The organism is Pyramidobacter piscolens W5455 (assembly GCF_000177335.1).
GTDB classification, from domain to species: Bacteria; Synergistota; Synergistia; order Synergistales; family Dethiosulfovibrionaceae; genus Pyramidobacter; species Pyramidobacter piscolens.
This window is the reverse complement of the sequence record NZ_ADFP01000084.1, coordinates 1-11,508: the sequence shown is the minus strand read 5'-3', so window position 1 is coordinate 11,508 and position 11,508 is coordinate 1. Positions and strand designations below refer to the sequence as shown.

Genomic DNA, 11,508 nt, shown 5'->3' with positions numbered 1-11,508 from the left:
GGAACAATTGAAGCCGCTGAAAGCCGATAATCCAGTTTTCATCGGCCTTTGACTGCCTTTCATTTTTCCTATGCCGCAAAAAAGACTCCCTGCGCACAGGGAGTCTTTTTTTATGATCACATCAATCCCTGGATCAGGATCGCCAGGATCAGCAGCGGCAGCACGAACTGGAAATAAGGTTTGAAGCGGCGGCTCATCTTGATGCCCGCGCCCTTGTTGCACTCCGCCAGATATTTGTCGAAGCCCCAGCCCCATTTCGTCACGCAGAACAGCAGATAGATCAGAGACCCCAGCGGCAGCAACAGGTTGCTGACGACGAAATCCTCGCTGTCGAGCACGTCGCGCGAGCCGAGAATGCGCACGTCGCTCCACAGATTGTAGCCCAGCACGCAGGGAACGCTGGTCACGAGCACGAAGGCGCAGTTGAACCACACGGACTTGGCACGCGACCAGCCGAAGTTGTCCATGCAGGCGGCCAGGATATTTTCGAACACGGTGATCACCGTCGAGAAGCTGGCGAAGGTCATGAACAGGAAGAACAGCGAGCCCCACAAGCGGCCTCCCTCCATGTTGATGAAGACCTTGGGCAACGTGATGAAAATCAGCGACGGGCCGGCGTCGGGCTGCACGCCGAAACTGAAGCAGGCTGGAAAGATGATCAGCCCCGCCATGAACGCCACGAAAGTATCGAGCGCCACGATGCGCACGGCCTCGCCGGTGAGAGTGAACTGATCCGACATGTAGCTGCCGAAGATCTCCATCGAGGCGATGCCGAGACTGAGCGTGAAGAACGACTGGTTCATGGCCGCCATGATCACGTTGCCGAGCCCGGAAGCCTTCATGCGCGTCACGCTGGGCAGCAGATAAAAGCGCGCCCCTTCCCCGGCGCCCGGCAGCAGCAGACTGTGCACCGCCAGCACCACGATCAGCGCCAGCAGACCGAGCATCATCCACTTGGTGACCTTCTCCAGCCCTTTCTGCATCCCCATGGAACAGACCAGAAAGCCGCCGATCACCGTCAGCGCCATGCACAGCGCCATCTCCTCGGGATCGCCGAGCATGCCGCCGAAAACGCCGTTCACGTTCTCGGCCGCCATGCCGTCGAACGTGCCGAAAGTGAACTTGAAGAAGTACGACAGCATCCAGCCGGAAACCGTCGTGTAGTACATCATCAGCAGATAGTTGCCCGCCACGCAGAACCAGCCGTGCACGTGCCATTTGCTGCCGGCCGGTTCCAGCGTCTCGTAGCCCTTGACGGCGCTCTTGCGGCTGCCGCGCCCCACGGCCAGCTCCATCGTCAGCACGGGAATGCCCATGCAGACCAAAAACAGCAGGTAGAACAGCACGAAAATGCCGCCGCCGTTCTGCCCCACCAGCCAGGGATACTTCCACACGTTGCCGATGCCGATCGCGCAGCCGGCGCTGACCAGGATGAAACCGATCCTCGACTTGAAACTCTCTCTTTCCATATCCTTCGCTCCTCAGACGACAAGTTTTTCAGACGCGGCGGGAAAGCGCCCGCCGTTTTTTCTGAAAAGTTAGCGGCATTATAGCACACTTGACGAGCGTGCGAGGATATTTTTTTCATAATTCAGCACATTGCGAGAATATAACGAAAAAACAGCGGCAATGAAACGACGCCTGCGGAAGGCGGCGCGGCCGGGGCGACCTCAAGAACCCCGCCGATTGAAGTGATTCGGATTTCCGGATTTCATTAAAACGGAACCGGCGCGTTTTTTCCTCACGTTCGCGGCAAACGCCGATTTTTTTCCCGATGCAGGGCGTCACTCCGTGAACCAGTTGCGCCACCTTCGCATCTCGTATCCCTGCACGTTCCCGCGGCTCAGACGCTCGATGGCCCAGTCCATCCGGCGCAGCAGGAGCGCCTTGTGCTCCGGCAGACGCCCCTTCAGCGGAAAGGCGTTGGTCTTGTGGGTCCCATCGTAGACAGTCGGTATCTCCAGCAGCGAGAGAAGACGCCGCCCCTCGCCCAGAGCCTCGAGCGGCCGAAGCCGTTTGAACTCGCCCGCCCGCACGCGCTCCGCCAGACGAGCTCCCCTGAACAGCACCAGGTTCACCACCGTCAGCTCGAAGGGACGCGCTCCGTTCAGCAGGCTTGCCGTCTCGGCAATGTGCTCGTCGGAAAGAGCCCGTCCCCCCAGCCCCAGGATGACGTAGACTGAATAGCTTATCCCGGCGGCGTCGAGCTTCCTCATGGCCTCGGCGTTCCCGGCGCGCCCCACGCCCTTCTCGTGATAGCGGAGCACCCGCTCCGACCCCGACTCGATCCCCAGACACAGGCGGTCATATCCGGCCGCGTGCAGGGTCTCAAGCTCCTCCGCCGACTTTTTCATCACGTCGTCCGCCCGCGCGAAGCAGGAGACGGACTCGCACTCGGGAAAGGCGCCGCGCAGCTCCCCGGCGATCCACAGCAGTTTCTCCGCGGGCAAAAAGAATGGGTTCCCTCCGGACAAAAGACAGCGCCGCACGGGCCGGCGGTCGTATTTGTGGAGAAAACGCAATTTCCCGACCTTGTCCCGTATCTCCGGACAGGAAAGCTCCCGGTAGGCCAGCCCGTGGTTCAGGTCGCAGAAAAGGCAGCGGCCGTAGCTGCACCCCACGGTGACGGGAAGCTGCACGGAGCGGGATTCCGCCATCGGCACGTAGTAAAAGGCGCCATACTCTTTGTAAAGCTCTTTTCTGAGCCGGGCCGCAGCCTCGACGAAATTGCGGTCCATGCCGTCAGGCCCCGTCTCCCGGCGGAAGCCCCCCGACACTTGCGCTGCGCTTGACACCGGCGCGCCTCAGGCCACGGAGCCTACGAACTTGCGCACTCTCGGGTTATCGCCGCCGAAGATCTCCTGTGGAGTTCCTTCAAGGGCGATTCCCCCGTTGTCCATGAACAGGACGCGGTCCGAGATCTCCTGCGCGAAACGCATTTCGTGCGTCACGATGAGCATCGTCATGCGATGCTCCGAGGCCAGCTGCCGGATGACTTCCAGCACCTCGTTGACCAGTTCGGGATCGAGGGAAGAAGTGGGCTCGTCGAAGAGCATGACTCTGGGCCTGACGGCCATGGCCCTGCCAATGCCGATCCGCTGCTGCTGTCCGCCCGACAGGTGGGCCGGATAGACGTCGCGCTTCTCGAACAGTCCGATGACCTTCAAGATCCTCTCAGCCTCTTCCCTGGCCTCGCCGCAGGGAATCTTCTGCACCTGCGTCATGGGTTCCATGATGTTTTCAAGCGCCGTCTTGTTGCGGAACAGGTTGTAGTTCTGGAAGACCATCGCGGCCTTCCTGCGCAGCGCGTAAACGTCCCTGCGGCGGCTCCGGGAAGCGTCCACGCTGACGCCATCGATGGCGATCACTCCCGCGGTGGGACGTTCCAGATAGTTGACGCATCGCAGCAGGGTGGATTTACCCGTTCCCGAAGGGCCGATGATCGAGATGATCTCGCCCTCTGCGACCGAAAGACTGACGTCCTTCAGGACCTCGAGCGCGCCGAAGCTTTTTTTCAGCCCGGAGACCGTCAATATGGGCAGCCGGCTCATCTACCGCCCCTCCTGCACGTAGGGCCTGTTCATGTAGCGCTCCAGCAGCGACTGGGCGTAGGAGACGAGGGCGAGGATGACCCAGTAGATGATCAGCAGGGCGATGAATCCTTCCAGATAGCGGTACGTCAGGTTGACCTCGTTTTTGGCGCACGACGTCATGTCCATCACGCCGACGGTGAAGGCCAGCGACGTGGACTTGAACAGGTTGGCGAACGAATTGACCATGCCCGGCACGGCGACGCGGGCCGCCTGAGGGATCACGATGCGGCGGATCGTCTGCCACGGCGTCATGCCGATGGAGATTCCCGCTTCGAACTGCCCTTTGTCCACCGAACTGATCGCGCCGCGGATGTTCTCGCCCATGTAGGCTGCGAAACTGAGCGAGAGCACGATGACGACCGCCCAGAAGCTGGACAGCCCCCTGACGGCCGCGGAGATCTGCGCAAAGCCGTAATAAAAGACGAAGAGCTGCGCGATGAAGGGCGTGCTGCGGAAAAACGACGTGAACACGACGGAAAACTGCTTCAGCACGGGAATATTGTAGTATCGCGACGCCGCCAGGACAAAGCCGAGCAGCACCGCGAAAATGAGCGAGACGAACGCCATCGAAACCGTGTTTTTGAATCCCGAAAAGATGATGGTGAACATCCGTAAAAAATAGTCGAACTGAAAAACCATGCGCGCTTTCCCCTCTTTTCGATAAACCGCCAAAATGCGGCAGGCGTCATTTTTCAGAATGCCTGCCGCATCGTCCGGGAACAATCTTTTACGAAAACGCTACTTCGAATGAGCAGCCTGGTAGTCCTTGGCCGGTTTCGTTTCCATCACGTCCACGCCGAACCATTTTTTGCACAGCCCGGCATAGCTGCCGTCGTCAATCATCTGAGTCAGAGCTTCGTTTGCCAGCTTCAGAAGCGCCTGCCCTCGCTCGGTGCGGGCGAACGGGTAGGCGTTGACTTCGGTGTAGATGGGATTGTCCAGATCGACAAACTTCAGCTTGAGCGCGGGATTTCGCTTTAGTTCGTAAGGCAGCTCGATAAACGCGCTAGGGCAGGCGTCGATACGTCCGACCGACACTTCGGAGAAAATCTTCTTATCGGACTCGTACACAAATTTTTTCACCTTGTTGTCGGGATCCAGCGCCGCGACAAACTCGTTCATAGCGCTTCCCTCAGCCAGCGCGATCGTTTTCCCCGCCATATCCTTCCACGATTTGATCTCTTCATTGGATTCGGCCACGGTCAGAAAGTATGGGCTGAAGAAAAACGGCCGCGAAAAGTCATATTTCTGCTGGCGCGCCGGCGTGATGCTGATCTGCTTGGCAACCGTATCGACCCGGCCAAGATCGAGCTCGGCAAAAGTGGCGGGGATGTCGAACCTCAAAAACTCAACATCGTAACCAAATCTTTTTCCAATCGCTCGCCACAATTCAATTTCAAAACCAGACCATTCCTTCGTAGCATCATCATACATAGTAAAGGGCGCGTAAGTTCCAGGCGTCGCCACGCGGATCACCTTGTCTTCCGCGGCGAAGGCGACGGCGCCCAAAATCGTCGTCACGACAGCCGTCAGAGCGACCAACAGTTTCCTGTTCATGAACATCATTTCCCTTCTCTAAAAACTGCGGCGCTTTAGCGCGCCAGCGTCTCCCGATATTCCTTCGCCGGTTTCGTCTCCATCACGTCGAGACCGAACCATTTCTTGCACAGCTCCGCGTAGCTGCCGTCCGCGATCATCCGAGTCAGAATCTCGTCCGTCAGCTTCAGGAGCATCTGCCCTCTCTCGGTGCGGGCAAACGGATAGGCGTTGATTTCCGTATAAATGGGGTTTTCGACGTCTACGGACTTGAGCTTCAGCTCGGGATTCTTCTTCAGACGGTACGGCAGGATCAGGTACGCGAACGGATACGCGTCGACGCGCCCCATCGCGGTCTCGTGCAGCGCGCTGTTGCCCGACTCGTAGATGGCTTTTTTCACCTTGTTGTCGGGATCGAGCGCGGCGACGAACTCGTTCATGGCGCTGCCTTCCCGAAGGGCGAGCGTTTTGCCCTCCATATCCTTCCAGGATTTGATCTCGTTGTTGTCCTCTCGCACGGTCAGACAGTAGGGACTGAAGAAAAAGGGCTGCGTGAATTCGTATTTCTGCCGACGGGCCGGAGTGATGCTGATCTGTTTGGCTACGGTGTCGGCGCGCCCGAGATCCACCTCGGCGAAAGCGGCCGGCGTGTCGATGTGGATAAACTGGATCCGATAACCCGTCTTTTCGCCGATCGTCCGCCACAGTTCGATCTCAAAACCCGACCATTCCTGAGTCAGCTCTTCGTACATGGTGAAGGGCGCGTAGTTGCCGGGCGTGGCCACGCGGATCACCCGCTCTTCTGCGCCGTTTCCCGCGGCGGAAGCGCCCAGCGAAGCGCCGAAGACAAAGAACAGCATGACGGACAGGACAGAAACAAACTTCTTTTTCACAGCCTTTTCCTCTATATTTTATGATGTTTATTCCTATCAGGAATTCTAGTTTAAAGCCGTTAGCCTGTCAAGAGCGGCGTCCTTTTCGAAAAGCGGAGGGCGGCGGCGCGATAAAATGTGGACGGAAGCCGGCTGGCTTCCGTCCACATCCACGCTGCAAAAACAAAAAAACGGGCCCTCAGCAACCGCTGAAAGCCCGCAAACGTTCTGGCTCCTCGAGCAGGACTTGAACCTGCGACCTAGTGATTAACAGTCACCCGCTCTGCCGACTGAGCTATCGAGGAATTTTATGGAGGCGGCACCCAGATTCGAACTGGGGATAAAGGATTTGCAGTCCTCTGCCTTACCACTTGGCTATGCCGCCGGTCTCTTCACGTCGAAAATGGAGCGGAAGACGGGATTTGAACCCGCGACCCCAACCTTGGCAAGGTTGTGCTCTACCCCTGAGCTACTTCCGCATCGGATGGTGGCGAGACCCAGAATCGGACTGGGGACACGGGGATTTTCAGTCCCCTGCTCTACCAACTGAGCTATCTCGCCGTGCATGGCGGGGCTGAAGAGACTCGAACTCTCGACCTTCGGCGTGACAGGCCGACGCTCTAACCGACTGAGCTACAACCCCGTTTGGATGGTGGGCGATACAGGGATCGAACCTGTGACCACCTGCTTGTAAGGCAGGCGCTCTTCCGCTGAGCTAACCGCCCCTGTATGCCGCCTCGCTAGCACGAGGAAGATTCTATCATCATGCTTTGGACCTGTCAAGTTCGGTTTCGCAAAAACGCCGGGCTCGAGGCGCGCTCAGCCTTCTCTTTCGGCCAGCAGACGCGCCGCAGAGCCGCCCATGAACGTTTCTTTTTCCCGCTCGTCCAGGCCGCAGCTCTGCAGCCGCGACGCGAAGCGCTCGCGGTCCAGGATCGGCCAGTCGGTGCCGTACAGCATCTTGTCCAGCGCGCCGGCGGCCTTCGCCGCGGCAAGCACGCGCGCGTCGTACAGGAACGGCCAGGCGGCCGTGTCGTAGCGGGCGTTTTTGAGCGCAAGTCTCATCTCCGGCATGGTCTCGTACAGCCAGAGGCCGCCGCCGAAGTGGGCGAAGATCACCTTCACGCCGGGATGGTTCAGGCAGAACGCCGCCGCCTCTTTCGGCCCGACGTTGCCCTTGCCGTCGTAATCGTGCCCCACCGGTTCGGCGGTATGGACGTTGAGCAGCAGCCCGCGTTCCTCCAGCACGGCGGCCAGCCGCCACGTCTGCCGCCGGTCGCCGAGGTCGAAATTCTGCCCCTGCGGGAACAGTTCGCCGACGCCGATCAGCCCGGCGTCGGCGCAGCGCTCCGCTTCGGCGGCAAAGCCCCGCGTCAGCGGCGAGATCGAGGCGAAGCCCTTCAGGCGGCCGGGGTAGCGGCGCACGGCGTCGATCACGTAATCGTTGCAGATCGCGCACAGTCCCGGGTCGCGGAACGCGAAGCCGAAGATCCACGACTGATCGACGCCCGTTTCGTCCATGCGCTGGATCAATTGCTCCGCCGTGCCCCATTTATGGACCTTGTTGTGGGTGAGCAGATCGAAGTGAGGCTCTTTTTTCGAGATCAGTTCCCGATCTCTGACAAACTGTTCGGGGTACACGTGAACGTGCACGTCGATTACCGGGCTCATGAGCATTCCTCCTCGCCGTTTCGCCCGCATCATAACAAAAAAAACGGGATCCCGCCAGCAGCGGGATCCCGTTTTTCAGACGTATTTTTTTTCGCAGCGGACGATTAAGCGAGCACGACGGTCGCGCCGGTGCCTTCGAACTGCTTGACGAGAGCTTCGGCGTCTTCCTTGGACAGGCCTTCCTTGATGGGCTTGCCGGGGTTCTCGACAAAATCCTTGGCGTCCTTGAGGCCAAGGCCGGTGACTTCGCGGACGACCTTGATGACCTGGAGCTTCTGGGCGCCGACTTCCTTCAGCACCACGTCGAACTCGGTCTTCTCCTCGGCGGCGGGAGCGGCGGCGCCCGGAGCGGCGGCGCCGGCGGCCATCATCACGGGAGCGGCGGCGGAAACGCCGAACTTCTCTTCGAGGGCCTTCACAAGGTCAGCCAGGTCAAGAACGGACATGCTTTCAATCGCGGAAATGATCTCATCTTTGGTCATAATAATTTTCCTCCTCGGGAAATTTGTTCAGACGGCTTTCATCAAGCCGCCGGTTTTTCAATCGTTCGCGCGCAAAACGCGCTTACGCTGCGTTTATGCGGCTTCCTTTTTCTTGTCGGCGATCGCGGACAGCGCGGTAACGAGGCCGCGGGGCAGGCCGGACAGAACGGTAACAAGGCCGCGAAGCGGGCTGGCGATGGAGCCGACCGCCTTGGCGACGAGTTCTTCGCGGGAGGGCATGGAGGCCAGAGCCTTGACGTTGTCGAGCCCCAGCAGGTTCTTTCCCATCACGCCGCCCTTGATGACGAACGCGGCGTTTTCCTTCACTTCGCTGAAATCCTTGATGGCCTTGGCGACGGCGGGACTGTTGGCGGCGGCGACGACGTACAGGTTGGGCCCTTTCATCATCTTCACGTCCTTGGCCAGTCCCACTTCGTCGAGAGCGATCTCGGCAAGCCGGTTGCGGGCAACTTTGGCCTGGCCGCCGGCGGCGCGGATCGCCTTGCGGAGCGCGGAAGCCTGAGCCACCGTCAGACCGCGGTATTCGGCGACGAAAACCGCCTCGGCGCCGTTGAACAGCTCTTTCAGTTCGGCAACCTGATCGACTTTATACTGTGCGGGCAAATCGATTCACCTCCTCAAATAAAAAATCTTCCCCGCCTCCGCAGGCAGGGAAGATTGAACGCCCAAATACGCGCGCGCGGCGCGGCATGAAGTCGTTTTACATTCCGAACCTCGGTGGGCGGCAAGCCTTTGTACCCGAAGGTACCCACTGTCTTAAGTTCACAGTTGTGGATTATACCCGAAGGGATAAAAAAAATCAACCCCTCGCTTTCGCGAGGGGTTGACGAAGGGCGCAACCTTATTCGGCGACAGCCGCGCAGATTTTTTCCGCGTCGGCGGCGTCGATGCGCACGCCCAATCCCATGGACGTGGACAGCGTCAGGGACTTCACGTAAGCGCCCTTGACGGCGACGGGACGGGATTTGAGCACCGCGGCGTAATAGGCCTTGACGTTCTCGAGGATCTTGTCCTTGCCGAAGCTGGCCTTGCCGATGGCGTTGTGCAGGATGCCGAACTTGTCGACGCGATACTCGACGCGGCCGGCCTTGATCTCCTTGACGGTCGAGCCGACGTTGGCCGTGACCGTGCCGGCTTTGGCGCTGGGCATCAGCCCGCGGGGGCCGAGCACTTTGCCGAGAGGCCCGATGAACTTCATCATCTCGGGCGTCGCGACGACGGCTTCGAAGTCCATCCAGCCGCCCTTGATCTTGTCGACCAGATCGGTGCTGCCGACGTAATCGGCGCCCGCTTCCTGGGCTTCCACGTTCTTGTCGGTGGAAGTCAGGACGACGACGCGTTTCGTCTTGCCGGTGCCGTTGGGCAGGCCGACGGTGCTGCGGACCTGCTGATCCGCCTGACGGGGATCGACGTTCAGACGGACGTGGATTTCCACGCTCTCGTCGAACTTCGCGTTCGCGGCCGAAAGGGCCAGCTCAATGCCTTCCTCGAGGCCGTACGCTTTGAGGGGCTCCAGCTTCTTGAGAAGCTCGGCGCGTCTCTTGCCAATCTTTGCCATTGTGTTTTTCCTCCTTGTGGTGATAACGGCTTTCGCCTTCCACGATGCGCTTTGCAGCGGCTACTCGGTGACGTCGACGCCCATCGAACGGGCGGTGCCGGCCACCATGGCGGCGGCGGCTTCCACGTCGTTGGCGTTCATGTCGGGCAGCTTGACCTTGGCGATCTCCATGACCTGGGCCATCGTCAGCTTCGCGACCTTGCTCTTGTTCGGCGCGCCCGATCCCTTTTCGATTCCCGCAGCCTTACGGATCAGAACGCTTGCAGGCGGTGTCTTGAGGATGAAGGAGAAGCTTCTGTCCGCGTAAACGGTCAGCACGGCGGGGATGATCATCCCCGGCTGAGACGCCGTTTTCGCGTTGAACTGCTTCACGAACTCCATGATGTTCACACCGTACTGGCCAAGCGCGGGTCCCACGGGCGGCGCAGGTGTGGCTTTGCCAGCGGGCAGCTGGAGTTTGACCACGCCAATGACTTTCTTTGCCATACTTAAAGACTCCTCTCGCTAACGCGCAGATTTAGTGAGCCCGTTTCCATCCCCAAGGGACGGCGGCGGACTTATTTATCAGAGCTTTTCCAGCTCTGCATAATCCATTTCGATTTCAGTGTCGTGCCCGAAGACGTTGGCGCTGAATTTCACCTTGCCCTTGCCGGGCGAGATCTCCGTCACGGGCCCCTCCATGCCGGTCAGAGGACCGGTCGCCACGCGGACGCGGTCGCCGATTTCGCAGTCGATCTCGACCTTGGGCGCCGGCGCGGCCTCTTTCTCGCCGATCTTGACGAGGATTTCGTCGATCTCGCTGTCGGTGATCGGCAGCGGATGGTTGCCGGCGCCGATGAACCCCGTCACGCCGGGCGTGTGACGCACGACATACCACGACTGCTCGTCCATGATCATCTCCACCAGCACGTAGCTGGGGAAGAGTTTATGGGAAATGCGTCGCGACTTTCCATCCTTGACAACGACTCGTTCTTCCGTCGGCACGAGAACGCGGAAGATCTTGTTCTCCATGCCCATCGAAGCAATCCGCTGGTCCAGGTTGGCTTTGACCTTGTTTTCATATCCAGAATAGGTCTGGACAGTGAACCATTCGTGTTTTTTTTCGGTCATAGTAAAAAAGGGACCCGAAAAACATCGGCCCCCTGAACCTCCCTGCAATGGAATTGGATGCCCGGCAAAAAGATCCTATCCAAGAATCTTTGAAAAAACTCCCGTCAGGATCAGATCGACGATCCCGAGATACGTCGCCACAAGGAGCGTTACAAAGATCACGACCAGAGTAGAATACCAGACTTGCTGTTTGCCAGGCCAAGTGATCTTGTTGAGTTCGGCGCGCGCTTCGCGAAGCGTGTTTTTGAGCTTATCCACAACCTTGGCCCCCTATTCTTTTTGTTTTGGTCACAATATAAATGGCAGGCCCGGAAGGATTCGAACCTTCAACCCTCGGTTTTGGAGACCGACGCTCTACCAATTGGAGCTACGGACCTGCGACAACCTGGAATTATACACTACTTGCTCTCTTTGTGCAAGGTGTGCTTTCTGCAGTGCTTGCAGTACTTGTTCAGCTGAAGTTTGCCGTCCATGTTCTTCTTGTTGATGAAGGTCACGTAGTTGCGGTTTTTGCATTCAGTGCATGTAAGGCCGATCTCGTCTGCCATGACGTGCACCCCCTCTCAATGAAAAAAAATTCCGGGAAAAATCCTCCCGCCGTTCAGAGCAGGAGGATTTTTTCTTTAAAAGTTCTTACCTATTAAAGACTTCAAGACGCAGGGAAA

At 58.8% G+C, this 11,508-nt stretch carries 14 protein-coding genes, 7 tRNA genes and 1 other annotated feature; all 21 genes read right to left on the bottom strand.

The window, feature by feature from the left end:
- Positions 1 to 116: 116 nt before the first annotated feature.
- The 21 genes from HMPREF7215_RS07475 to rpmG all read right to left on the bottom strand — a co-directional run bounded on the left by HMPREF7215_RS07475 (position 117) and on the right by rpmG (position 11,391).
- Positions 117 to 1,469 (bottom strand): sodium-dependent transporter, encoded by a 1,353-nt coding sequence (locus HMPREF7215_RS07475; RefSeq protein WP_009165170.1) that lies wholly within the window; start codon positions 1,467 to 1,469, stop codon positions 117 to 119.
- 315 nt (positions 1,470 to 1,784) lie between these two features.
- Positions 1,785 to 2,738 carry a radical SAM protein gene (locus HMPREF7215_RS07470; protein ID WP_050768891.1) on the bottom strand — a complete coding sequence of 318 codons (954 nt, stop codon included), beginning with the start codon at positions 2,736 to 2,738 and terminating at the stop codon, positions 1,785 to 1,787.
- A gap of 66 nt (positions 2,739 to 2,804) precedes the next feature.
- Positions 2,805 to 3,551 carry an amino acid ABC transporter ATP-binding protein gene (locus HMPREF7215_RS07465; protein WP_009165167.1) on the bottom strand — a complete coding sequence of 249 codons (747 nt, stop codon included), beginning with the start codon at positions 3,549 to 3,551 and terminating at the stop codon, positions 2,805 to 2,807.
- The gene (locus HMPREF7215_RS07460) at positions 3,552 to 4,232 is read right to left on the bottom strand and encodes an amino acid ABC transporter permease (protein ID WP_050768890.1); all 681 of its coding nucleotides are present in this window, start codon (positions 4,230 to 4,232) and stop codon (positions 3,552 to 3,554) included.
- Between the two features lie 99 nt (positions 4,233 to 4,331).
- Positions 4,332 to 5,150, bottom strand: a complete 819-nt coding sequence (locus tag HMPREF7215_RS07455; RefSeq protein WP_040550888.1) for a transporter substrate-binding domain-containing protein — start codon at positions 5,148 to 5,150, stop codon at positions 4,332 to 4,334.
- A gap of 35 nt (positions 5,151 to 5,185) precedes the next feature.
- The gene (locus HMPREF7215_RS07450) at positions 5,186 to 6,022 is read right to left on the bottom strand and encodes a transporter substrate-binding domain-containing protein (protein WP_009165164.1); all 837 of its coding nucleotides are present in this window, start codon (positions 6,020 to 6,022) and stop codon (positions 5,186 to 5,188) included.
- Positions 6,023 to 6,230: 208 nt separating this feature from the next.
- Positions 6,231 to 6,306, bottom strand: a tRNA-Asn gene (locus HMPREF7215_RS07445).
- A gap of 6 nt (positions 6,307 to 6,312) precedes the next feature.
- Positions 6,313 to 6,386, bottom strand: a tRNA-Cys gene (locus HMPREF7215_RS07440).
- A 19-nt stretch (positions 6,387 to 6,405) separates the two neighbouring features.
- A tRNA-Gly gene (locus HMPREF7215_RS07435) sits at positions 6,406 to 6,480 on the bottom strand.
- 6 nt (positions 6,481 to 6,486) lie between these two features.
- Positions 6,487 to 6,562: transfer RNA gene (locus tag HMPREF7215_RS07430), tRNA-Phe, on the bottom strand.
- Between the two features lie 5 nt (positions 6,563 to 6,567).
- Positions 6,568 to 6,644 (bottom strand) — tRNA-Asp (locus HMPREF7215_RS07425).
- A gap of 7 nt (positions 6,645 to 6,651) precedes the next feature.
- Positions 6,652 to 6,726 (bottom strand) — tRNA-Val (locus HMPREF7215_RS07420).
- A 94-nt stretch (positions 6,727 to 6,820) separates the two neighbouring features.
- On the bottom strand, positions 6,821 to 7,672 hold the full coding sequence (locus HMPREF7215_RS07415) for an amidohydrolase family protein (protein WP_009165162.1): 852 nt from the start codon (positions 7,670 to 7,672) through the stop codon (positions 6,821 to 6,823).
- Between the two features lie 104 nt (positions 7,673 to 7,776).
- Entirely contained in the window at positions 7,777 to 8,154 is a 378-nt protein-coding gene (gene rplL / locus HMPREF7215_RS07410; RefSeq protein WP_009165160.1) for a 50S ribosomal protein L7/L12, read from the bottom strand.
- 93 nt (positions 8,155 to 8,247) lie between these two features.
- Positions 8,248 to 8,778 (bottom strand): 50S ribosomal protein L10, encoded by a 531-nt coding sequence (gene rplJ, locus HMPREF7215_RS07405; protein WP_009165159.1) that lies wholly within the window; start codon positions 8,776 to 8,778, stop codon positions 8,248 to 8,250.
- 11 nt (positions 8,779 to 8,789) lie between these two features.
- Positions 8,790 to 8,954 (bottom strand) — a sequence feature (ribosomal protein L10 leader region).
- A gap of 62 nt (positions 8,955 to 9,016) precedes the next feature.
- The gene (rplA, locus tag HMPREF7215_RS07400; RefSeq protein ID WP_009165158.1) at positions 9,017 to 9,733 is read right to left on the bottom strand and encodes a 50S ribosomal protein L1; all 717 of its coding nucleotides are present in this window, start codon (positions 9,731 to 9,733) and stop codon (positions 9,017 to 9,019) included.
- 60 nt (positions 9,734 to 9,793) lie between these two features.
- Positions 9,794 to 10,219, bottom strand: coding sequence for a 50S ribosomal protein L11 (gene rplK, locus HMPREF7215_RS07395; RefSeq protein ID WP_009165157.1), 426 nt, complete (start codon positions 10,217 to 10,219; stop codon positions 9,794 to 9,796).
- A gap of 78 nt (positions 10,220 to 10,297) precedes the next feature.
- The gene (gene nusG / locus HMPREF7215_RS07390) at positions 10,298 to 10,843 is read right to left on the bottom strand and encodes a transcription termination/antitermination protein NusG (protein WP_009165156.1); all 546 of its coding nucleotides are present in this window, start codon (positions 10,841 to 10,843) and stop codon (positions 10,298 to 10,300) included.
- 75 nt (positions 10,844 to 10,918) lie between these two features.
- On the bottom strand, positions 10,919 to 11,101 hold the full coding sequence (gene secE / locus HMPREF7215_RS07385; RefSeq protein WP_009165155.1) for a preprotein translocase subunit SecE: 183 nt from the start codon (positions 11,099 to 11,101) through the stop codon (positions 10,919 to 10,921).
- 42 nt (positions 11,102 to 11,143) lie between these two features.
- Positions 11,144 to 11,220: transfer RNA gene (locus HMPREF7215_RS07380), tRNA-Trp, on the bottom strand.
- Positions 11,221 to 11,241: 21 nt separating this feature from the next.
- Positions 11,242 to 11,391: a 50S ribosomal protein L33 gene (rpmG, locus tag HMPREF7215_RS07375; protein WP_009165154.1), complete on the bottom strand. Its 150-nt coding sequence runs from the start codon at positions 11,389 to 11,391 to the stop codon at positions 11,242 to 11,244.
- Positions 11,392 to 11,508: the final 117 nt, after the last annotated feature.

Bases quoted from the DNA above. Each gene is read 5' to 3' on its own strand.
- HMPREF7215_RS07475 (WP_009165170.1), bottom strand. From the start codon at position 1,469: ATGGAAAGAGAGAGTTTCAAGTCGAGGATCGGTTTCATCCTGGTCAGC.
- HMPREF7215_RS07470 (WP_050768891.1), bottom strand. From the start codon at position 2,738: ATGGACCGCAATTTCGTCGAGGCTGCGGCCCGGCTCAGAAAAGAGCTT.
- HMPREF7215_RS07465 (WP_009165167.1), bottom strand. From the start codon at position 3,551: ATGAGCCGGCTGCCCATATTGACGGTCTCCGGGCTGAAAAAAAGCTTC.
- HMPREF7215_RS07460 (WP_050768890.1), bottom strand. From the start codon at position 4,232: ATGGTTTTTCAGTTCGACTATTTTTTACGGATGTTCACCATCATCTTT.
- HMPREF7215_RS07455 (WP_040550888.1), bottom strand. From the start codon at position 5,150: ATGAACAGGAAACTGTTGGTCGCTCTGACGGCTGTCGTGACGACGATT.
- HMPREF7215_RS07415 (WP_009165162.1), bottom strand. From the start codon at position 7,672: ATGAGCCCGGTAATCGACGTGCACGTTCACGTGTACCCCGAACAGTTT.
- rplL (WP_009165160.1), bottom strand. From the start codon at position 8,154: ATGACCAAAGATGAGATCATTTCCGCGATTGAAAGCATGTCCGTTCTT.
- rplA (WP_009165158.1), bottom strand. From the start codon at position 9,733: ATGGCAAAGATTGGCAAGAGACGCGCCGAGCTTCTCAAGAAGCTGGAG.
- rplK (WP_009165157.1), bottom strand. From the start codon at position 10,219: ATGGCAAAGAAAGTCATTGGCGTGGTCAAACTCCAGCTGCCCGCTGGC.
- nusG (WP_009165156.1), bottom strand. From the start codon at position 10,843: ATGACCGAAAAAAAACACGAATGGTTCACTGTCCAGACCTATTCTGGA.
- rpmG (WP_009165154.1), bottom strand. From the start codon at position 11,391: ATGGCAGACGAGATCGGCCTTACATGCACTGAATGCAAAAACCGCAAC.